The following is a 20,325-nucleotide window of genomic DNA, read 5'->3' on the forward strand; positions in this document are numbered from 1 at the left end:
GTAGTGTCCCAGTTTGGGACGCGGCACACCTGCCCGGACACGCAAAAACAGCAGCCGACGGCGGTACGTGCGTACCGCCGTCGGCTGCTGTTGGTTTTCGCTTGTCTTAGTCGAAGCGGTAAGGCTCCTGCGGTCCCACGGAGGGCAGCGGCCGGGGCCGCTCGCAGGTGCTTTCGATCGCGATGTGCTTGCCCTGCTCCGAGGATGCCTCGAAAGCGAGGAGGACTTCCAGGACGTGGTAGGCGAAGTCGCCGCCCGTGCGGGGTTCCACGCCGTTGCGGATGGCGTAGCCGAATTCGGCCAGGCCGATGCCGCGGTAAGCGTCGTCCCGGTGGGTGATGGGCGTTTCGCGCCAGTCGCCACCGCCGGGCGGCGTCATGTCCAGCGCGAGGTCGCCCGGCTCGCCGCGGCGCAGCACGGGAGCGCCGGAGAAGTGGTCCGGGTTCGGTGCCGCCAGGGAACCACCGGTGCCATAGATCTCCAGATGCGGCAGGTTGTGGTTCCAGATGTCCCAGCTGACGATCACCGTAGCTGTGGCGCCGGACTCGAAATCGAGGGTGCCAGTGACATGCGTGGGGGTCTGGATCTGGATGACTTCACCGTCCTTGCCCGGGCGGGGACGGGTCTCGGACGAACGCGGCGTGGTCGCGGAGACGCGGGAAACGGGGCCGAAGAAGTTCACCAGGTTGGTGATGAGGTACGGTCCGATGTCCAGCATGGGACCCGCTCCAGGGCTGTAGAAGGGGTCCACGTTCGGGTGCCAGTGCTCGTAACCGCGGCAGGCGAAGGAGGCGAAAGCCGCAACAGGCTCACCGATCCAGCCGTCGTCGATGAGCTTGCGGCTGGTCTGCATGCCGGAGCCCAGGAAGGTGGTGGGCGCGGAGCCAACCTTGACGCCCGCTTCCCGTGCCGCGTCCAGGATCTGCTTCGCTTCCTCAAGGGATGTGGCGAACGGCTTCTCGGAGAGGACGTGCTTGCCGGCCGCGATGGCCTGCAGGGTCACCGGGGCATGCAGCTTGGGCGGCGTGAGGTTGAGGACGAGTTCCACATCCTGGTCCGCCAGCAACTCGTCGGGGGTGAGGGCTTTGGGAACGTCGTACTCGGCGGCGCGCTTCCGCACGGCCTCGGGGTTCACATCCGCGAGCGCCACGATGTCGACGTCAGGGTGGACGCCGATCTTGTCCAGGTATTGGTTGAGGACGTTTCCGACGCCGATGATGCCGACTCGAATGGGTTCCATGTGAATCTCCGTCTAATGATGGTTGGAACATCCCGGGGCGAGGATACCTCGCCCCGGGACGTGGTGCGATAGCTGTCGTTTAGCCGGCCAGGCGTTCCTCGCGGGTCTTCGCCGTGGCTGCCTCGTCGATGGCACCGTCGGTAATGACCACGCCGTAATGTGCGGCCGCTGCTTCGAGGGTCACCCGTGACTCCCGGTAGTCGTCGAGCACTGCCAGGACGTCGCGTTCCAGCGGGTCGCCGTAGCCGCCACCGCCGGGGGTGATGGACACAACCTTTTCGCCCGACTGCAGGTCGTAGCGGCCCACCACGGGAATTTCACGACGTTCGCCGGTCTTGAGGTCTTCCACCCAGGCAGCGGGCTCTGCGCCGTCGTGGCCGCCGCGGACACCCTTCGGCGGGTTGATCTTGCCCTCGATGCCGTAGGTGAGGGTGACGCTCTCGCCGCGGGGCTCCATGGTGACGCGAGTGGCGAGTCCGCCGCGCTGGCGTCCGGCTCCGCCGGAGTCGGCCACCAGGGTGCGTTCGTGGACCAGGATCGGGTAGCGCTGCTCGTCCACTTCCACGCTGTCGTGGTACAGCAGGGCGCCGCACACGGGGCGCTGGTAGGTGGGCCAGCCGTCAACGTACGGGGTTGCCGGGCCGCCGACGCCGCCCACCAGGATCTGGTTGACGTAGGGGTTGCCGTTGCGTTCGTCCGTACCGGAGATGACCGACTTGGCGGGTGCCTGGCCGGCCGCGCCCTCGGCGGTGCCGTAGCCGTCGTCGATCTGGGAGAAAGCGGCCTGGACGATGTTGACCACGCGGTCCGCGAGGTTCGTGGTGCCGGAAGAGCAGGAGTACGGGTGCTTGGGAACACCGACGGCGCAGCCGTCGCGCAACAGCACCTCGACGCGGCGGAAGGTTCCGGCGTTGCTCGGCAGGTTCTCCGGGATGCCGGAGAGGATGCCGGCCAGCGCGGCACCCGTGGCCGTTGCCTTGGTGAGGTTCAGGCCGTTGGGGAGGTTGTCCGGGTTGTCGCGCAGGTCGATCACCACCTTGCCCTGCTTGGGCTTCACCTCGAGGGTTGCCTGAAGCTGCACGCCCTCCGGGCCGGTTCCGGGGAACGGATCGTGGGCGGAGGTGCCGTGGAGGACGTATTCGGGCAGCTTCTCGATCGCGCTGGCGGTGAGGCGTTCGGAGTAGTCGAACCAGGCATCCACGAAGTCCACCAGGTCATCCACGCCGAACTTTTCAGCGAGTTCGTGGATGCGGCGCTCGGCGATGCGCGAGGCGCCGACGGAGGCCAGGTAGTCGCCGTACCACTGGTCCGGAACACGGATGCGGGACCGGCACATGCGGATGATGTCGTCGATGTCCGTGTAGTCGCGCTGGATCCGCACGCACGGGAAGATCAACGCGCCTTCCTCGTAAACGTCCCGCGCGGTGGCGAAGAACGTGGTGGGAAGCGAGTTGCCGCAGTCGGCCTGGTGGGCCTTGGTCACGGCGGTGAAGAGGTGGCGGCCCTGGATGAAGATGGGCACCAGGATCACATGGTCCGCTGCGTGGGAGTTACCCATGTAGGGATCGTTGTGCAGGAACGCGTCGCCTTCGCGGATGTCCTTGTGCAGTTCCACCATGTCCTCGCCCAGCGGGCCGGCACCGAAGACGTGCACCGGCACACCTTCGGCCGCGGCGAGCAGCTGGTTGTCCGCGGTCAGCACGGCACAGGAGAAGTCGCGGGCCGTGTTGATCACGGACGAGCGGGCGGAGCGGAGCAGGCCGCTGGTCATCTCGCGGACAATGCCGTCGAATGCGTTGGCAAGGACCGAGAGCTTTACGGGATCGAATTCGCGGGTCACGGTTACGCCTCCTTACGGGTGAGGTAGATGTTGGATCGTTCATCGAGCGTGGCGTCCCATTCCGGCGGTACGACGATGGTGGTGGTGGGCTGGTCGATGACGGCCGGTCCCACGATCTTGTCGCGCGGAGCGAGCGTGACGCCGCGGTAGCGCTGGGTGCTGAAGGGTTCGCCACCGAAGACGATGCTGTCCGTGCGGTGGATTTCCGCGGTGCGGCTGAGTTCGCTTTCGGACTTGGTGTGCTCCGGACGCGGGATCTCCACGCGGACACCCCAGGTGATGATCTCCACGCGGCTGTCCGGATCGTGGGTGCCGTTGCGGCGGTCGTGCTCTTCGTGGAAGGCGCGCTCAATGATGCCTGCCGCGTCGCCGGAGGTGTCCGGGGCGGCGTCGAGGTAGACGCGGAGGTCCCAGGCCTGGCCCGGGTACCGGGCATCCACAAAGTAGGTGACCTTGGGCGCCTCGCCAACACCGTCGAAGCGCTTCACGAAGAGCTCAGCCTTGGCCGTCAGGTCCTCCACAGCGCGGGAGGCCGAACCGGCGTCGAAACTGCGGGTGTCGTTGTGCAGCGGGGAGAGGAACTCGGTGGCGATCGGGGCGCGGTGGGCGCCGTAGGCGGCCAAAACGCCGGCAGTCGCCGGGATGAGTACGGTGTCGGCTTCCAGGAGCCTGCCGATGATCGCTGCGACCATGGCGCCTGCGCCACCGCCGGCAACAATGAGCGCGCCCCGGGGGTCGACGCCCTGTTCGAGGGCAGACTGGCGGATGGCAGTGGCCATGTGGTTGGCGGAGACATCCAGGATGGCCTGGGCGGCCTGCAGGGTGTCCATCTTCAACGGCCCGGCGATGCGGGTGTCGATGGCCTTGATGGCGGCCTCGCGGTTCAGGGTGAAGCCACCTTCGAAGCCCTCTGTGTCGAGGTAGCCGAGCGCCACGCAGGCGTCGGTGACGGTTGGTTCTTCGCCGCCGCGGCCGTAGGCTGCCGGACCGGGAGTACTGCGCGCACTCTGCGGTCCCACGCGAAGGAGGCCACCGCCGTCGATCCATGCGATGCTGCCGCCACCGGCGCCGATGCTGGACACGGCGACGGAAGACAGGCCGGTGAGGTGACCGACGAACGGTTCGCCCAGCCAGGCTTCGCGGGTGTGGCGGACCACGCCATTCTCCACCAGGGACACATCGAAGGTGGTGCCGCCCATGTCGCAGACAACCACGGTGTCGTGGTCTGGAGCCGCCGCCGCGCCCACCAGCGGTGCCATGGACGGGCCGGAGTTCAGCAGCAGGACGGGACGGTCCAGGACATCGGCGACATCGAGGACGGCACCTTCGGACGTCACTACCAGGAGGTCGCCCGCGAAGCCATATTCCTGGAGGTCCGAGCGGAGCTTGCCCAGGTGGTCGGCCATGAGCGGCTTCAGGGAAGCGTCGATCGAGGCTGCCGAGGAGCGGCGGTATTCGCGGATGGTGGGGTTGGCCGCGTTGGAGAGCGTGTAGGGAACGCCAGGGAGGATTTCCTTGATCAGCTCGGCAACCCGCTTCTCGTGGGCGTCGTTGATGATGGACCAAAGGAAGGAAACGGCAACGGCTTCGATGCCCTGTTCCTTGAAGGAACCGAGGACTTCGCGGACCTGCTCTTCGTCCAGCTCCACCAGGACGTCGCCCTCGGCGGAGATGCGCTCGGTAATTTCGAAGGTCAGCTGGCGGGGAACGTAGGGCGGCGGGTAGGCAGCCTTGGAATCGAAGGCGTCGCGGCGGCCACCTTCGCGGAGCAGCAGGGTATCGGCGAAACCGTCCGTGGTCAGCAGCGCTGTTTTGGCGACCTTGCCGGTGAGCACTGCGTTGGTGGCGTGGGTGGTGCCGTAGACAATGACGTCAGCGTTGCGCAGGACGTCGTCGCCGCTCCAGCCAACGGACTCGGCCGCGCGGCGAACCGAGGCTTCGAAGCCGGTGAACACGCGGTCGTAGGTGGTCAGCGCCTTGCCGACTGCCATGTCACCGCTGTTGGAACCGACCACGACGTCGGTAAAGGTACCGCCGGTGTCGACGGCGATGCGGTACCGGGCCTCGCCTGGTTTTGTTTGTACATCACTCATGGTCTTCATTACTTTCGTAGAGCTTGCAGGGGGTTAGAGCTGGGGCTTGCCCACGGTGTTGCGGAGCAGGCCTACCTTGTCGATGTCGATTTCCACCGTGTCTCCCGGTTCCAGCCAGACAGGCGGGTTCCGCTTGGCACCGATGCCCTGCGGGGTTCCTGTGGCGATGACGTCGCCGGGTTCCAGGGTGAGGAAGCTTGAGAGGTAGGAGACGATCCGCGCGATCGGGAAGATCTGGTAGCTGGTGTTGGAACGCTGCACTTCGATGCCGTTCACGCGGGTGGTGAGGTCCAGGTTCTGGGGATCGCCCACTTCGTCCAGGGTGACCAAGGCCGGGCCCCACGGCGTTGACCCGTCAACGGCCTTGCCTGCCAGCCACTGGGTGCCGCGGTGTTGAAGGTCGCGGGCAGTGACATCGTTGAGCGGGGCAAGCGCGGCAACGTAGTTCAGCGCTTCTTCTTCGGTGACTTCGCTGGCCTTGCGCCCGATGACTACTGCCAGTTCGCCCTCGAAGTCGAGGTTTTCGCTGACCTTCGCGCCGCCGATCTCTTCTTCGGGTCCCACCATGGTGGAGGCGAACTTGGCGAAGACGTCCGGGTACTCCGGGAACGCGCGGCCGGTCTCGGCTACGTGGTCCTTGTAGTTCAGGCCGATGCAGAGCACCTTCGAGGGGTCGGGCACCGGCGTGGTCAGGCGGACATCGGCCCGGGCACCCACGTGGGCTTCCGGATCCTGGCCGGCCAAGGCGCTGACCTCGGCGGAGATGGCCCCCAGCCGGTCGCCGTAGAGTTCCAGGAATTCCCGGACGGACGTGGTGGCTCCGTGCACTGCCTCTTTGGAGCTTTGAAGGAGCAGTTCCAAGTCGTAGACGGTGTCATCAATCAGGACGCCGCCGCGGATCCCGGATTCGTGTTCGTAGGAAACGATCTTCATGGTTACTTGGCACCTTCCGTAGTGGGAGCATCCGAGGCGACTGCCAGGACGGCGTCGGCCAGGCGGTCGGTAATATCGGCCACCACCTTTTCGTCCATGGGCGTGGACAGGGACAGCAGGTTGGCCGGGGAGCCGAGCAGGCCGCGCTCGTAGGAGGCCCACCACAACTTGTGCTGGGTGTGCTCGTCCACTTTCTCCGCACCGGCAGGAACCGCGCGGAGGAGCGAGCCGCGGCCGCGGATCTCCCAGCCGGCGTCGGCAATCCTGGCGTTGACCGTTTCGCGGGCGGTGTCACCCAACTGGTTCAGGCGCGTGACTTCTTCTTCGGTGTAGAGGCGCAGGGCCACGGAACCGGCGGCCATGCTCACCGGGTTGCCGGAGAACGTTCCGCCGTGCGGCAGGCTGCCCGGACGGGTGGGGTCCACCTCGGCCATGAGCTCGGCCTTGCCGCAAACAGCACCAACGGGGAAACCGCCGCCGATGAGCTTTCCCGTGGTCAGCAGGTCCGGGGAAACTCCATACTCACCGCTGAAGCCGCTGTAGCCAAGACGGAGGCTGATGACCTCGTCGATGATCAGCACAATGCCGTAGCGGGTAGCCAGTTCCCGGGCGGTCCGGACGAACTCCTTATTGATCGTGAGGAGGCCGGCACGGTTGGGCAGCAGGTCCAGGATGATGGCGGCGTACGCGTCCGGAGCGGCTTCAACCGCCTGGCGCAGGAAGTCGACGTCGTTCAGCGGCACCGCGGTGACGTCGTCGATCACGCCGCGGGTCACGCCGCGCTGGTAGGACGGTCCGCCGGGAACCAGGGCAACCTCGGACGTTCCGTGGTAGCCGCCCTTGGTGACAATGACGCGTTCACGGCCGGTGCTGGCCCGGGCGATGCGGATCGCGGACATGACGGCCTCGGTGCCGGAATTCGCGAAGCGGACCTGGTCCAGTTCGGGAAGGCGGCCGAGCAGGAGTTCGGCAAGTTCCCATTCGCAAAGGTTCGGGATGCCCCAGCTCGCCCCGGTGGTGAGGGCCTTGGTGGCGGCCTCGGTGATTTCCGGGTGGGCGTTGCCGTGGATCAAGGAAGTGAAGTTGTTGTTCGCGTCGATCAGTTCACGGCCGCGGTCATCCCACACCCGGTAGCCCTCGCCCTTGATGGCGTAGGGGCTGGGAGCGCCGGTGTAGTACGTGGACCGGCCGTAACCGCCGGGCAGCAGCGGGAAGCCACGCGGCCCACGGCGCAGGTGCGGATCCTCCACGGGGTTCTGCAACGCAGCGAGGTCTTCAAGATGGTTGGTGGTAGCCAAGTCGGGGTTCTCCAGTCTTTTCAGGTCACAAGTCGTTTCAGTTCACGCGTCTTTTCAGTTGACGAGGTCGATGAGTGGCTGGTCGGTGAGCGCAAGGCGGACCCGTTCCACTGCGCCGTCCTGCAGTGCGCCCGTCGACCGGTTGGAACGCCAGGCAATGTGCGGTGTGAGGATGGCGTTCGGCGCCGTGCGCAGGGGGTGCTCAGCAGCGAGCGGCTCCTGCGCGAAGGTGTCGATGCCGGCGCCAGCGATGTGTCCGGAGACCAAGGCCTCGGCGAGCGCGGCCTCATCGATAAGCCCGCCGCGGGACACGTTGACGATCACGGTGCCCTTGCGCATCGTGGCGAGGACGCCGGTGGAGATGAGGTTCGCCGTCTCGTCGTTCAGCGGCAGGTGGAGGGAAACGACGTCGGAATTCTCCAGGATGTCTTCCAGGCCGGCCATCTCCACGAAGCTGTCCGTGACGAAGGGATCGTAGGCGCGGACCCGGGCGCCCACGGCCGAGTACATGCGGGCCACGTGCTGGCCGATGCGTCCCATGCCCAGGACGCCGACCTCCAGTTCGGAAAGGACAGGGGTGTCGTAGCCGATGGTTCCGGCCCAGCCGAGGTTGTCGATCGCTGCGTTGCCGGCGGGCAGGCGGCGGGCCAGCGCCAGGCCCATCGCGAAGGCGTGGGAGGCAACTTCCTCCGACGCCGTGCCGGGAACGATCGAGACCGGGATGCCCGCTTCGGTGGCCGCGGCAACGTCGATGTTGTCGTAGCCGATTCCGTACCTGATCACTGCACGGCACTTGGCCATCAGCGGGAAGTCCGCCGCAGTGAGCTTGGCGTAGGGCGTGATCATCACAATGTCGGCTTCGGCCAGCCCGTCGCGGAAGGCGTCAGTGTCTGCCGCGGGGTTGAGTGTGTAACCGAACTCCTCCGCGAGCGCGTGCTCACGGTCCAGGTCCGGGAAATGGTGAGGGGCCACAAGAATGGTTCCCTGGGCATCGCGGGTCATAGTCAGTCGTCCTGTTCGTGTTGGTACCCTCGGTCGCTGCCGGACACTCCTTGGACGGGTGCCGGTGTCGGGTGATTTCCAGTACAACGCGATATCGGTGAGGCCATCCGTGCCAGATCGAGACACCTCGGTGGGACACTGTCCCAGCGGCTGGGGCCGGGCCGCCGGGCGCGCAAAGCGGCCACCCGCCGTCGGGCCTTCCTCCGCCCGAGGTTCGCCGGGCAACACAGGCGGCCACCCGCCGTCGGGCTTTCGTTTTTGGGCAGCGCGCAGCAGCCGGCCCCTTAGGAGCCCGGCTGCTGCGTGACGCGTGGAATCAGAGGTCGAAGCCGCGGCTGCGGAAGTAATCCATGCGCCGGTACAGGGTAGAGCGCCCGATCTGCAGGGTTTCCGCGGCCAGGCTGCGGTTGCCCTTTGCTTCCTGGAGGGCAGTTCGCAGTTCGCTGAGTTCGGCGTCTTCCAGACGGGACAGCCGGCCCTTCGTCAGGACACGATGGAATCCCTGGGGAAGGTCGTCGACTGTCACTTCGGCACCTTCGGCACGTTCGACGGCGTTGGAGACCACCGCGCGCAACTGGTCGATGTTCCGGGGCCAGTCGGCATGGGTCAGGGTAGTGATGAGCCTCCGGGACAAGCGCCGCTCCCCCAGTTCTCCAGCGATGGCGTTGGCCAGTTGGGGGATGTCCTCGCGCCTGTTGCGCAAGGGCGCCACGGAGACCTCGAGGACATCGAAGGCCTCCGAAAGCAGGAGGGTGGCGTCCGTGGGGCGGGTGACGGTAAAGATCAGCTTGGTGGTGGCGTTGCCGCGGAGGTTGCGGGCAAGCTCGCTGGCTTCGTTCTGGGAGAGCTCATCGGCGTGTTCAACAATCAGCGTCGCGGGAAGCTCGGTGGCCGCCCGGTGCAGGACATCCCTGAAGCTGGCGTTCCTAAGGTCTCCGTTGCGGGCATCCACCACCATCTGCCCGCCGCGCAAGGACGCGATGGCACCGGCGAGCCGCAGCTTCCCGCTGCCGAGCTCACCGATCATCACCACGGACCTGTCCTGGTCCACGGCTTTCCGGGCCAGGTTGAGGGTGCGTTTGAACTCCGTGCTGGTGCCGTCAACGTGCTTCAGCAGCCGTTCCGCGGTCCCTTGCGGAGCAGAGGCCAACTGGAGTGGCGCGCTTGAGGGGGTGACGGCGCGGTCCTTGGCCGGGGCATGGGGCCGGACCACGACGATGGCCCCGACGTTCGCCGCGGACAGCGTCACAGGGGAAATCTCCAACGTGGACAAGCCTGGCCCTTGGAGCATGACTTCACAGTTCATCTCGCGACCGGAGGACATCACAGCCTTGGCGTAGCCGGAGACGATCGAGAAATCACTGTCCACCAGCGTCGCCGTCGCCGAGGCGTTCTGGAGCGAGTTCTTGCCGTCGACCGCGATCACTGCCCGGTTGCCCCGCCTGCGCGAAATCCTGAGGTACTCGCTGAGGAGTGCCCGCTCCTTGGATGACGTACGGACCTCAATGTCCCGCTCAATCCGGGAGGCAACGCCCTCCAACATGAGCAGGGTGGACGATGGTTCCAGAGTGCTGACCCGGTTTGCCGGGAGCGTCAGCCCGATCACGGCCCGCACGCGGTTATGGAACGGGTCCCGGACCAAGGAAGCAAAGCACCAGTTGCCGCGCATGTCCTCACGGAAGTGTTCTTCCGGGGCCAGCCAGACGCCGCGCCCCTCTTCCAAAGCCAGGCCTTCGCCGTTGCTTCCGCAGCTCTCCTCAAGCAGGGAGTACCCGGCGGGGAACCCGTCATCGCGCAGGAAGTTGGCCTTGACCAGCACCCCGTTCGGGGCGGTGATGTTGACGTAGCCGCCCAGATCGGCAGCGACTTCATCCAGTTTCTGCAGGTGCGGGCCGGCCGCAGCGATCGTGTACTCGTCTACCCGCCCTTCGTCGTAGAACCCGCGGTCGGCGAAGGCATCGACGCCCGCGGCACGGCTTCGGTACCACGAGCGGGCCACCATGGGACGGATACCGCTGAGGTCGGCATGGGGTTGCATCAGGAAGAGCTCACGGACCCTGTTGGTTTCGCGTGGGGTCTCGGAGGGCCACGGTGACAGTACTTCTGCAGACATGGGTGGGTTCTCTCTGGGTTGGCGGTTCAGGATGCCAGTGCCGGGCCAGGTCCGCCCGATGTGGTCTTTCTGTGGCGCAGCCGCCGGGAGGGCTTGGGATGGAACGCGAGTTGCGCCTGCCAAGCCTCATCCTGCGCGGCGTTGTCTTCCAGCGCCCGTGCGCCGATGTACGCGGCAACCATTCCGGAAAGACCGCTTCCGAGGATGACGTTGCTGTTCCGAGTGGCCCCCAGGCTCGTATTTTCGGTGACCATTGCTTTTCTCTTCCCGCTCAAACGCTTTGAGATGCACCGGCAGCGGTACTGCCTGATGCCATTTCCAGCGTACCTAACTAACAGACGTTAGGGAAGAGTTTTCCTGGCTTCGAGCGGACAAAAGCTAACGACTGTTAGGATGGCCCATTATGAGCGACAGGTCCTACGAATCCGCCTCCCGCGCCTTCGAATCGCAACTGAAGGAATGGAACTGGACGGGCCAAAGGGCGGGCCGGCAGAACATCCTTGAAGCGTTCCTGGAGCTCGCCATAGCCAACGGATTCAATTCCGTTTCCATGCGGACCATCGCCAACGCCGTCAACATCAAGCCGCCGAGCCTCTACTCGCACTTCCCGGACGGCCGGGACGAGATCGTTGCCGAATCACTGCGCTGGCACTTCCACCGGTTCGGCGTCGCCCTGCTCGAAGCCGTTGCTCCGGCGGATAATGCGGAGGAGTTCTGGGATGCCATGGTCAAACTCCACTTCACCAGGCAGGTAAGGCTCCCGGAGAGCAATCTGTGGGATCTCCTGGTTGCCACGGACAGGATGGCGGGAGTCCTGCCCAAGGACCTGCGAGCCCAGGTTGATGACTGGGTCACCCTGCACGAGGAGATGTACATTGCGGCGGCGCGGGACATGGGCTGCCCCGACGCCGAGGAACACGTCCGGGTGGTCATGACCCTGCTCGAGGGCGCCACGCGGTGGGCTCCAGCCGATTGCGACGACGCCGAACTGGACGTGTTGGCGGACCGCGCCGTCACTCTTTCACGGGCGATCCTGGCAGTGGATTTCCAGCGCGCAAGTAAGTAGGCGTCGGCGGGCCACCGTAGGCGTCGGCGGGCCACCGCCGCGTGACCCTAGCTTTCTTCTTCCCGCGCCTTCCGGGTGGCCCGTTCGTTGGCCTTCTGCAGTGCTTGAACCAGTTGCTCTTTGTCCATGGTGGAGCGGCCTTTGATGTCCAACTCCTTGGCCCGCTGGTACAGATGCGCCTTGCTTGCGTTCGCATCCACTCCACCGGCCGTCGGCGCCGGGGTGTCAGGTCCGCCCGCCGCCCGGGCATCCGAGGGGCCGCGGTCCTCCTTCGGTTCCCAGTGGTCCCCCACCTTCTCATAGCTGTGCTTCAACGACGAGAAGGCCGTCTGCGCCGCCCGGCGCTGGTCGCCGTCGTAAGTTTCCATCGCAGCGTCGTACGTCTTCGCGAACGTGTCTTGGGCCTTCTGGTCCGAGCGACGGATCGTCGACGGCAACTCGCCCTTGAGCGCGTGCCCGGCCTTACTGGTCTTTGGCATCGGACTCCCCTCCTTGGATCGGTATGTCCGCCAGTCTAGGCGCGCCCTCCGATGCGCACGAGCCTCCGGTCCTGCGGTAGGAAAGACCACGACGGCGGCAGGTGCGTTCGCGCGTTTCGCCAAGTCCGGCGTTTGGCACCGTAGGCAACGGAAGGCGCGTTCGCGCGAGACCGTCAGGTGAGCGCGGCCTTGATTTTCAGCAAGTGGGCCCGGCTCTCGTGAACTGCATCAGGGGCGTTGCGCTCGGTTATTGCTTGCAACAGGTCTGCGTGCACCTTGTGGTCTGCGTCGTCAGCGTGATTCTTTCTGATGTGGAGCAGTTCAATCATCGCGCGCCGGAGCCGCGGAGTGAACCCGTCGAACAATTCGGTGAGGATCGGGTTGTGGGCAGCTGCGACGATCGCGCGGTGAAAGGCGGTGTCCGCATCAACAAGCTGCACCGGGTCATCGCGTTGCTGATCACGGAGGGCAAGGGCGCGACGGATCGCGGATAGATCGGCCGGGGTACGGCGTTCTGCTGCCAGTGCTGCAGCTTCCGTCTCGATGGCAATGCGGGCTTCCACCACTGCGACGATATCGGCACGGCGAAGCACCTCATCCCACTCGTCCGAGACATCCAGCGCGGTGACGAAAACGCCCGCGCCCTGCCGTGAGTCGAGCACGCCACGCCCCGCCAGTTGACGGATGGCCTCGCGGACCGTGGAACGCCCGACGCCGAGTTGCGGGGCGAGGGTCGTTTCTCCGGGCAGCCTCTCGCCGAGCTTCCACTCCCCCGATTTCACCCGTTCAAGGAGGATTTCTGCGGCCTGATCTGCCAGCGACACGCGCTTGACCTGCGCCATAAAAGTTTCCTTACTACTCAGCTTGTCTGAGGTGTTGTGTTACAGTCTACCCATGTTCTCCATCGAGTTCCTTCTTCTTCGCTGCCACGGCGGGGCCTGACCAAGACCGGCTCCCCTCCGTGGAGCTGAAGCATGCGCCGGTCCCTTGACTTGAACACGAAGGAAACCGACCGATGACAGCTTCAGCTTTCCCCCGCATCTCTACTCCCGCAGGCACCATGCCCGGTTCTTCCCCAACGTGGAACCGGCAGCGTCACTCCCAGATGCCTTCCCACCGCTACTCCGATGTGTATTCGCGGGTCGACGTGCCGCTCACCGAACGTGACTGGCCGACTAAACGATTGACGGCCGCACCGCTGTGGGTTCCGGTTGATCTGCGGGATGGCAACCAGGCCCTTGCGGAGCCGATGAACCCTGCACGCAAGCGCCGCTTCTTCGAGCTGATGGTCGCGATGGGTTACAAGGAAATCGAGGTCGGCTACCCCTCAGCTTCCCAGACCGATTATGACTTCGTGCGCCTGATTGCTGACACGGACATCGCCCCGGAGGATGTCACCATCGTGGTCTTCACGCCTGCCCGGCGCGACCTCATCAAACGAACCGTTGAATCGATCAGGGGCATCCGCAACGACGTCGTTATCCATATGTACACCGCGACCGCACCGGCCTGGCGGAACATGGTGCTCGGATACAACCCCGCTGACTTGAAAGAACTCATCCTCAGCGGTGGCCGGGACCTCCTCGAAGCCGCCGGCGATATGCCGAATGTCAGGTTTGAGTTCTCACCCGAGGTCTTCAACCTCACCGAGCCCCACTACGTGCTGGATGTCTGCAACGCGATGACCGAGCTTTGGGACGCCCGACCGGAGCGTCCCGTGATCCTCAACCTGCCTGCAACGGTCGAGATCGCGACACCCAACGTGTATGCGGACCAGATCGAGTACATGCACAAGAACCTCGCCCGGCGCGACAGCGTCATCCTTTCCGTGCACCCCCACAACGACCGCGGCACGGGGATCGCGTGCGCAGAGCTGGCAGTGCTTGCCGGCGCCCAGCGCGTCGAAGGCTGCATCTTCGGAAACGGAGAACGCACCGGCAATGTTGACATCGCTACATTGGCTTTGAACATGCACGCACAAGGCATCGACCCCATGATCGACTTCTCAGACATCGACGAGATCCGTCGCACGGTGGAATACTGCAACCGAATCGACGTGCACCCCAGGCATCCATACGTCGGCGACCTGGTGCACACGGCGTTCAGCGGTACCCACCAGGACGCCATCAAAAAGGGCTTCGCCGAACACCGTGCACGAGCCAAGGCCGAAGGGCGGGCTGAATCGGACATCGCATGGCAGGTTCCCTACCTGCCAATCGACCCGGCCGATCTTGGCCGCAGTTACGACGCCGTGATCCGCGTGAACTCCCAGTCCGGCAAAGGCGGCATCGCCTACCTGCTCGAAACCGAATACGGGATTGAACTGCCCAGGCGCCTGCAAATCGACTTCGCCCGACTCGTCCAGCAGCACACCGACGATTCCGGCGCCGAGATGACCGCCCCCGAAATCTGGGAGATCTTCCAGCGCAGCTACCTCAGCACCTCCGCCGTCGAGCTCTGCGGCTACGACACCTCCGAGACCGCCGGCGAGGGCACCACCCGCCTCAGCCTCCGTATCCGAGGTGATGAGCACACAAGCACCCACACTGGAGTTGGCCCCGTCGAAGCCCTGACTGCGGCGCTGGCGGCGGAGGACATCCACATCGAAATCCTCAACCTGCACCAGACGAGCCTCGGACATGGCAACGACAGCGAAGCGCTCACGATCATCGAATACCGCCTCGACGGAGACGTCTCATGGGCGGCCGGCCGCGCAGGATCAGTGTTGGCGGCGAGCATGGCAGCAGTAATAAACGCCGCCGGCAGCTACTCGACGGTGACCATGACTGAAGGCCAGCCGGAGGCTCCGTCGGGTACGGGATCGGCGCGTTTGTCGGTCTGCACCTCGCCGGTGCCGTCCGTCGCGCGGGCCTTGACGTAATGGATGCCTGGGGTGGCGTCCCACTCGTAGGACCATTGCCGCCAGGTGATGGTGGACGCTTCGGCGGACAGCGTCGCTTCTACCCAGTCGCCGTCGTCGATCTGTACTTCGACCTTGGTGATCCCTCGGGTCTGGGCCCAGGCGGAACCGCCAACAGCGACCTTTCCTGCCGGTAGCTTCGCGAAGGATGCCGGGACGTCTACCCTTGCCATGGTCTTGATGGGTCCACGCTCGGACCAGCCCCGCTCGGTCCAGTACGCCTTGCTGTCCGCGAAGCGCGTCACCTCCAGGTCAACCACCCACTTGGTAGCCGAGACAAAACCGTACAGTCCGGGAACCACCATGCGTACCGGATAGCCGTGCTCTACCGGCAAGGGTTCGCCATTCATGCCGATGGCCAACATGGCGTCCCGGTCATCCTCCTGGAGGACGTCCAAGGGAGTGGAGGCGCTGAAACCGTCGATGGAGCGGGAGAGGACCATGTCAGCGCCGTCTTTTGGCCGGGCTTTGGCCAAGACATCTCGCAGGGGCATACCCAGCCACTTCGCGTTGCCTACCAGTTTTCCGCCCACAGGGTTGGAGACACAGGTGAGGGTGACATGCGATTCGATCAGATCGGCGTCGAGCAGATCCTGGAAAGTCAGCGTGATTTCTTCTTCGACCATTCCATGGACCCGTAGTTTCCAGTCTTCGATGTTGACCTCGGGAACACTCAACGCCGTGTCGATCCGGTAGAAATCCTTGTTTGGCGTCAGCCACGGATAGACGCCCTTCACCGGGGACTGCACATCCGCGGGTACCGCGGCCGCAGCCCTGCGAGGGGCCGGAAGCTTGAGTGCGTCCCGGGCCTGGGCGATGTTGTTCCGGGCCGCACTCAGCAACCGGCCACCGGTGGCGGCGATACCAGCCGCGACGGCAGCCATTCCGGCGGCGGCAAAGAAACGACGGCGGCTGGTGACGGCCGGCTCATCCGTCCCGTCGGCGTCGGCTGCCATGTCCGCAGGGACCTCCGGCCAGGCCTTCAACCGCCACAACGGCCGGAGAAGCAGGCGCAGCACCACCAGCCCGGCCACTGTTCCCACCACCGACGGGATGGCGTCCAGGGGTCGCACGCCGGCCCGGGTCAGGACACAAGCGACAATCACCGCACCCATGAGCAGCACGCCCAGGACGCCGAGAGCCCACTTCCGGTAAGCGACGACGCCGAGCACGCAGGCAAGGACCGCGATGGTCAAGCCCATCCCGACGAAGAGGGCAGCCTTGTCGTTCGTACCGAACGTCGCGATCGCGAAGTCCTTCAACCATGGCGGCGTGAAATCAATGAACGTAGATCCCAGGGCAAAAAAGGGCGTTGCCCTGGCGGTGAAGAACGCGCCCGCCAACTCCGCGACGGCGAGTACGACGGCTGCCGAGACCACCCCAGCCAACGCTGCCATGACCTTGGTGCCCTTGGTACTGCGGCTGTGCTTCATCATGTAGATGATTCGGAGCCACCCGGTGGAGGGATCGGTCAGACTTGGCTCAAGCCCGTCCTTAGTGCGCTGCTTTCTTCTTTCCGGACGGCAGCACGCGCGACACCGCTTGGACTACAACCATGACGGCCGAACCCCAAATGATGCCGAGTACGGCCGAGCACAGCGTATTGACCAACCACGCCAGCGCGCCGCCCACGGCCGGGATTCCCGCAATGGGTGATTCCAGCGCATGGACAAGGTCATAAGGCAGGTGCCAGCCAAGGTCGTGGGCGGCCTGCAGCAGGATATGGCCACCTACCCAGAGCATCGCGATCGTCCCGACGACGGTGATCACGGAGAGCACTTTCGGCATGGCGGCGACCAGCAGTCGCCCGGTCCTCTGCGTTGCCGGAGAGTCTTTGGTGGTCAGGTGAAGCCCTATATCGTCCATCTTGACGATGAGTGCCACGGCCCCGTACACAGCCGCGGTGATAATGATGGCGACGACAACCAGGATGAACGCCCGGACCCACAAGGACTCGCTGGCTACTTCATTCAACGCGATGACCATGATCTCGCAGGAGAGGATGAAGTCGGTGGTGATTGCGCCTCGCGTGACCTTGGCTTCCGCTTCGGGTCCTCGGTCCACGGCCGGGCCGTGACCCTCCTCGGAGTGTCCCCGAAGCTTGTGCCAGACCTTCTCGGCACCCTCATAACAAAGGTAGGTGCCACCCAGCAGGAGGATCACCGGAATGATCCCTGGGACAAAAGTGCTCACCAACAGCAGCGCCGGCAGGATGACCAGCAGCTTGTTCCTCAGCGACCCCCAAAAGATCTTCCGGATCATGGGCAGTTCCCGGGACGGGTCCGCTCCGGACACATACTGCGGGGTCACCGCGGCGTCATCGATGACGACGCCGGCAGCCTTGGCACCCGCTTTCGCGGCACCGGCCGCCACATCATCGACAGACGCTGCCGCCAGTCGAGCAAGGGCAGCGACATCATCCAACAGCGCTACGAGGCCTCCGCTCACAGTTCACCTCCATCCCGCACGGGTAGGTGCAGGCAGGCGTGATTGTCCGGGGCGGGGAGCACGATTGGCATGCTGAAAGTCTACGGTCTCCTGGTCGGGAGCAGGCAGATGCCGTTCGCTGGTGGGTTGTTCAGGTGCCCGGCTGGCACGGACACGTGCCTCAATAGATAAATGGCGGGTGTGGAGAAGGCCCACACCCGCCACCCCCCCAATGGCTTTCCGGTCAACGGGAGTTGATGAGTTCCCGGGTGGCCCTCTGTGTATCGAGGCCCACCACGGTGAACTCGCCAATCACCGTGGTCCCGTCTGCTTCGTAGACGGGGATTGACCGGTCAGCGCGTCCCTCGGTTTCCATCCATGTGATGGCGTCCTCGGGAGTCCTGAAATGTCGTGAAGCTGATGTGCCGTTGGCGATGTCGAGTTCGGCTTTGGACACGTAGCCTTTCGTGCCGTCCGCCGTGACAGCGGCGATGAGGTCCGGCTCCGTTTCCGGCGAGACGGAATCAACGACGGAACCGTAGGTGTTGCCCGCGGCGTTCTTCGAATACTCCGGTGCGGGCTTCGTCGGGGATGCCGCACTGGAGGGGACCAAACCGCCTGCCGCGGCGGCCGCCATGGAAGCACCGGCCCCCAGCCCGAGCACTGCGCATAAACCCACGGCCACGACGAAGGCCCGGGTGGACATTGTTTGGAATTTCATGATCCCCCCTTTAGTAATTTCCTTGAAGAATGGTCGCGGATGTGTAGAAATCGTTGTAGCCGGAGCCGTTCCAGCCCCGGGCTACGCCCCAGCTGTACCAGTTATAGGGCTGGTACCTGTAGCACGAATAGGATTCAGCCAGGCTCCCCTGCGAGGGGTTGTAGGAATTCACGCCTTCGCAGCTCAGATAGTTATCCGAGGTAAAAAGACGCCCCCTGGCTCCAGCCCACCCAGCATACGTACCCCCACCGGTGAAGGAACTCCGGGTACTGGCCAACGCATATGAGGCGGGCTGCGTGTAGACCGTGGGATACGTGTCGTACCAGTGACCTGCCACGTAGTACTGGGCCATGGAGCCGTTCACGGCACCGTAGGCGAAGGCCGCCTGGGCTCCGAACATCACAGAAAATGCGGCAACAAAAGTCGCGATCATTATCGCTATGCGCTTGCATAATTGCGCAGAAAAGCGACGATTGCCAACCCTCTTGGAGTTATTCATTTCCCCCGCCTGATAGATACTAAAAATGACGACGCCAGCCTATAGTCAAGACTGTTGATTGGCTATCACTAAATATCCAGGACGGGTAATTTTCTGAATGTTACACATTGCTCGTCCGTATCATCCGGGGGCCATGAATACACCTACCTGGGTGGTGCCATCGCTGAGGTACACGGGGATTTCCCGTTGGGGTTTGGGCAGGTTCTTGGCTGCTTCCTCCGGGCTTGCCGGATCGGTCCCTTTCATCTGGTTCGTGTAGGCGTACCCGGCGGCTCCGTTGGTGGCGATGACGGCGATCAGGTCAGGTGCTCCACGCCCTGGCACCTCAACGCCGTAGGTCTCGCCCTTCGCGTTGACCTTCCACTCCGTGGGCACCTGGGAGATGTAGGTCCCGGTGATCTGCCACTTGTTTCCCGGATCGGTGGTGATGGTCACCCCGCGCGTGGACGGGTCGACCGATACCACGTACTTGGACCAGGCGCCGTGCGTTCCCAGGTCGGCTGCCGTGCAGGAAACGTTGGCGCCATCAGGGAAAATGAATGTACCGGCGGTGAGGCAGGTCAGTTCCACCTCAATACCCGTCGCTCCTTCGGGCGCCGGTCCCAAATCAGCCGTTGCCGTGCCACTGTAAACAGCGGTCGAAGGGGACGCCAGGACCGTGGTGGCGGGCACGCCAGGCAGGCTGAAGAATCCAGCGGCGGCCGCGCCCACACCACCGAGCATTCCTGCTCCGGCCAAGGCGCCGGCGAGCAACAGAGCCCAGCGTTTGCGGGGTTTCTGTTGGGAGCTGTTGCGAACCTGTTCAAGGAGTACTTCCCGGAGCGCCCGGTCGAACTGCGGATCAATGCGCACATCGTTCATGACGGATCTCCTTTCAGTGCTGATGCATAAGCAGTGTGAAGAGAGCCCGGCAGGGCAGCCTTCAGCTTCTGGCGGGCACGGTGCATCCGGACCCTGGCCGCCCCATGGGAAAGACCAAGCGCCTCAGCTGCCGCCGGCAGCGGCAATTCTTCGAAGACGACAAGACTGACCAGCTTCAGGTCCAGTGGCTTCAAGACCGCCAACGCCTGGGCGACTTCCTCATTCATGGAAGAGGCGAGGCTCGAATGCGCCGGGTCCAGATGTGCGTCGGCTTCACTGCGGCGGGGAATCGCGGCCAGCAGCCTTCGATGGCGGGCCTTGGCCCGCTGAAGGTTCCTCGCCGTGTTCGTCGTGGTCACCAACAACCACGGCAGGATCGAGCCGTCAACGAGTTTCACGCTCTCCCGGCGCCGCCACAACTCGAGGAAAGCGGACGCCGTCGTGTCCTCGGCGTCCTGAGACCCGCCCGCCAGGCGATAGGCATGACGAAAGACGCGGTCACGGTGCCGGTCATACAACAGACCGAACGCCTCCGCGTCACCCTTCAGGCTCTCCGCCCAAAGGATGCCATCCCCCGGCTGAACGTCCTCCATGCCCTGTATTGTCCGGGACACCCCGGATAGTTACAGATCGGAAGAAATTTTTCTCGAAACTCTTCTGCACCACGAACGTTGTACCAGTCGCGGGTCTTGCGACGCCCGGATACCTGTGCGTTGTGTGGCGACTGTGACTGATGGGGCTTGAGGAAGTCTTGAGGTTTTCCTGACGCGGTGCTGTGGGTTTGCAGCGTTCTGTCTTGAGGTGGGGCCGTCAGAGTATTTCTTGTCAGCCAG

The 20,325-nt window shown here is 64.5% G+C and carries 18 protein-coding genes; 2 read left to right on the forward strand and 16 right to left on the reverse strand.

What is annotated here, in order from left to right; genetic code table 11:
* Positions 1-106 precede the first annotated feature (106 nt).
* From ACIQTZ_RS14220 to ACIQTZ_RS14255, 8 genes are all read right to left on the reverse strand, one after another.
* Positions 107-1,240 carry a Gfo/Idh/MocA family protein gene (locus tag ACIQTZ_RS14220; protein ID WP_402981769.1) on the reverse strand — a complete coding sequence of 378 codons (1,134 nt, stop codon included), beginning with the start codon at positions 1,238-1,240 and terminating at the stop codon, positions 107-109.
* A 79-nt stretch (positions 1,241-1,319) separates the two neighbouring features.
* Positions 1,320-3,080, reverse strand: a complete 1,761-nt coding sequence (locus ACIQTZ_RS14225) for a hydantoinase B/oxoprolinase family protein (RefSeq protein WP_402981771.1) — start codon at positions 3,078-3,080, stop codon at positions 1,320-1,322.
* A 2-nt stretch (positions 3,081-3,082) separates the two neighbouring features.
* Entirely contained in the window at positions 3,083-5,173 is a 2,091-nt protein-coding gene (locus ACIQTZ_RS14230; protein ID WP_402981773.1) for a hydantoinase/oxoprolinase family protein, read from the reverse strand.
* Between the two features lie 33 nt (positions 5,174-5,206).
* Complete coding sequence (locus ACIQTZ_RS14235) at positions 5,207-6,106, reverse strand: fumarylacetoacetate hydrolase family protein (protein ID WP_402981775.1); 900 nt, start codon at positions 6,104-6,106, stop codon at positions 5,207-5,209.
* 2 nt (positions 6,107-6,108) lie between these two features.
* Positions 6,109-7,404 (reverse strand): aspartate aminotransferase family protein, encoded by a 1,296-nt coding sequence (locus ACIQTZ_RS14240; RefSeq protein WP_402981777.1) that lies wholly within the window; start codon positions 7,402-7,404, stop codon positions 6,109-6,111.
* A 54-nt stretch (positions 7,405-7,458) separates the two neighbouring features.
* Positions 7,459-8,406, reverse strand: coding sequence for a C-terminal binding protein (locus ACIQTZ_RS14245; RefSeq protein WP_402981779.1), 948 nt, complete (start codon positions 8,404-8,406; stop codon positions 7,459-7,461).
* A 316-nt stretch (positions 8,407-8,722) separates the two neighbouring features.
* On the reverse strand, positions 8,723-10,519 hold the full coding sequence (locus ACIQTZ_RS14250) for a sigma-54-dependent Fis family transcriptional regulator (protein ID WP_402981781.1): 1,797 nt from the start codon (positions 10,517-10,519) through the stop codon (positions 8,723-8,725).
* A 26-nt stretch (positions 10,520-10,545) separates the two neighbouring features.
* Positions 10,546-10,773, reverse strand: coding sequence for a hypothetical protein (locus tag ACIQTZ_RS14255; protein ID WP_402981783.1), 228 nt, complete (start codon positions 10,771-10,773; stop codon positions 10,546-10,548).
* 149 nt (positions 10,774-10,922) lie between these two features.
* On the opposite strand from ACIQTZ_RS14255, the gene ACIQTZ_RS14260 reads away from it, so the two are divergent.
* Positions 10,923-11,585: a TetR/AcrR family transcriptional regulator gene (locus ACIQTZ_RS14260; RefSeq protein WP_402981785.1), complete on the forward strand. Its 663-nt coding sequence runs from the start codon at positions 10,923-10,925 to the stop codon at positions 11,583-11,585.
* A 47-nt stretch (positions 11,586-11,632) separates the two neighbouring features.
* Here ACIQTZ_RS14260 and ACIQTZ_RS14265 read toward each other — a convergent pair whose 3' ends face one another.
* Entirely contained in the window at positions 11,633-12,064 is a 432-nt protein-coding gene (locus ACIQTZ_RS14265) for a ChaB family protein (RefSeq protein WP_402981787.1), read from the reverse strand.
* Positions 12,065-12,237: 173 nt separating this feature from the next.
* Positions 12,238-12,906, reverse strand: a complete 669-nt coding sequence (locus ACIQTZ_RS14270) for a FadR/GntR family transcriptional regulator (RefSeq protein WP_402981789.1) — start codon at positions 12,904-12,906, stop codon at positions 12,238-12,240.
* A gap of 173 nt (positions 12,907-13,079) precedes the next feature.
* Here ACIQTZ_RS14270 and ACIQTZ_RS14275 point away from each other — a divergent pair, with 173 nt between their 5' ends.
* A complete protein-coding gene (locus tag ACIQTZ_RS14275) occupies positions 13,080-14,945 on the forward strand; it encodes a 2-isopropylmalate synthase (RefSeq protein ID WP_402981791.1) in 1,866 nt (621 codons plus the stop codon).
* Here the strand turns inward: ACIQTZ_RS14275 and ACIQTZ_RS14280 are convergent.
* From ACIQTZ_RS14280 to ACIQTZ_RS14305, 6 genes are all read right to left on the reverse strand, one after another.
* Positions 14,831-16,420: a molybdopterin-dependent oxidoreductase gene (locus ACIQTZ_RS14280; protein WP_402981793.1), complete on the reverse strand. Its 1,590-nt coding sequence runs from the start codon at positions 16,418-16,420 to the stop codon at positions 14,831-14,833. The two genes, ACIQTZ_RS14275 and ACIQTZ_RS14280, sit on opposite strands and share 115 nt — an antisense overlap.
* A gap of 58 nt (positions 16,421-16,478) precedes the next feature.
* Positions 16,479-17,432 (reverse strand): DUF808 domain-containing protein, encoded by a 954-nt coding sequence (locus tag ACIQTZ_RS14285; RefSeq protein WP_402981795.1) that lies wholly within the window; start codon positions 17,430-17,432, stop codon positions 16,479-16,481.
* Between the two features lie 223 nt (positions 17,433-17,655).
* A complete protein-coding gene (locus tag ACIQTZ_RS14290) occupies positions 17,656-18,132 on the reverse strand; it encodes a hypothetical protein (protein WP_402981797.1) in 477 nt (158 codons plus the stop codon).
* Positions 18,133-18,142: 10 nt separating this feature from the next.
* Positions 18,143-18,565: a hypothetical protein gene (locus tag ACIQTZ_RS14295; protein WP_402946646.1), complete on the reverse strand. Its 423-nt coding sequence runs from the start codon at positions 18,563-18,565 to the stop codon at positions 18,143-18,145.
* Positions 18,566-18,751: 186 nt separating this feature from the next.
* A complete protein-coding gene (locus ACIQTZ_RS14300) occupies positions 18,752-19,492 on the reverse strand; it encodes a hypothetical protein (protein ID WP_402981799.1) in 741 nt (246 codons plus the stop codon).
* Positions 19,489-20,085 (reverse strand): RNA polymerase sigma factor, encoded by a 597-nt coding sequence (locus tag ACIQTZ_RS14305; RefSeq protein WP_402981801.1) that lies wholly within the window; start codon positions 20,083-20,085, stop codon positions 19,489-19,491. Before ACIQTZ_RS14305 ends, ACIQTZ_RS14300 begins: the two co-directional genes overlap by 4 nt.
* Positions 20,086-20,325 lie beyond the last annotated feature (240 nt).

This window comes from Paenarthrobacter sp. NPDC090520 (assembly GCF_044769205.1).
GTDB lineage: Bacteria > Actinomycetota > Actinomycetes > Actinomycetales > Micrococcaceae > Arthrobacter.

Coding starts and splice junctions, on each gene's coding strand:
- ACIQTZ_RS14275 (WP_402981791.1), top strand. CDS start 13,080: ATGACAGCTTCAGCTTTCCCCCGCATCTCTACTCCCGCAGGCACCATG.
- ACIQTZ_RS14220 (WP_402981769.1), bottom strand. CDS start 1,240: ATGGAACCCATTCGAGTCGGCATCATCGGCGTCGGAAACGTCCTCAAC.
- ACIQTZ_RS14295 (WP_402946646.1), bottom strand. CDS start 18,565: ATGATCGCGACTTTTGTTGCCGCATTTTCTGTGATGTTCGGAGCCCAG.
- ACIQTZ_RS14230 (WP_402981773.1), bottom strand. CDS start 5,173: ATGAGTGATGTACAAACAAAACCAGGCGAGGCCCGGTACCGCATCGCC.
- ACIQTZ_RS14260 (WP_402981785.1), top strand. CDS start 10,923: ATGAGCGACAGGTCCTACGAATCCGCCTCCCGCGCCTTCGAATCGCAA.
- ACIQTZ_RS14255 (WP_402981783.1), bottom strand. CDS start 10,773: ATGGTCACCGAAAATACGAGCCTGGGGGCCACTCGGAACAGCAACGTC.
- ACIQTZ_RS14280 (WP_402981793.1), bottom strand. CDS start 16,420: ATGATGAAGCACAGCCGCAGTACCAAGGGCACCAAGGTCATGGCAGCG.
- ACIQTZ_RS14305 (WP_402981801.1), bottom strand. CDS start 20,085: ATGGAGGACGTTCAGCCGGGGGATGGCATCCTTTGGGCGGAGAGCCTG.
- ACIQTZ_RS14290 (WP_402981797.1), bottom strand. CDS start 18,132: ATGAAATTCCAAACAATGTCCACCCGGGCCTTCGTCGTGGCCGTGGGT.
- ACIQTZ_RS14235 (WP_402981775.1), bottom strand. CDS start 6,106: ATGAAGATCGTTTCCTACGAACACGAATCCGGGATCCGCGGCGGCGTC.
- ACIQTZ_RS14300 (WP_402981799.1), bottom strand. CDS start 19,492: ATGAACGATGTGCGCATTGATCCGCAGTTCGACCGGGCGCTCCGGGAA.
- ACIQTZ_RS14265 (WP_402981787.1), bottom strand. CDS start 12,064: ATGCCAAAGACCAGTAAGGCCGGGCACGCGCTCAAGGGCGAGTTGCCG.
- ACIQTZ_RS14250 (WP_402981781.1), bottom strand. CDS start 10,519: ATGTCTGCAGAAGTACTGTCACCGTGGCCCTCCGAGACCCCACGCGAA.
- ACIQTZ_RS14245 (WP_402981779.1), bottom strand. CDS start 8,406: ATGACCCGCGATGCCCAGGGAACCATTCTTGTGGCCCCTCACCATTTC.
- ACIQTZ_RS14270 (WP_402981789.1), bottom strand. CDS start 12,906: ATGGCGCAGGTCAAGCGCGTGTCGCTGGCAGATCAGGCCGCAGAAATC.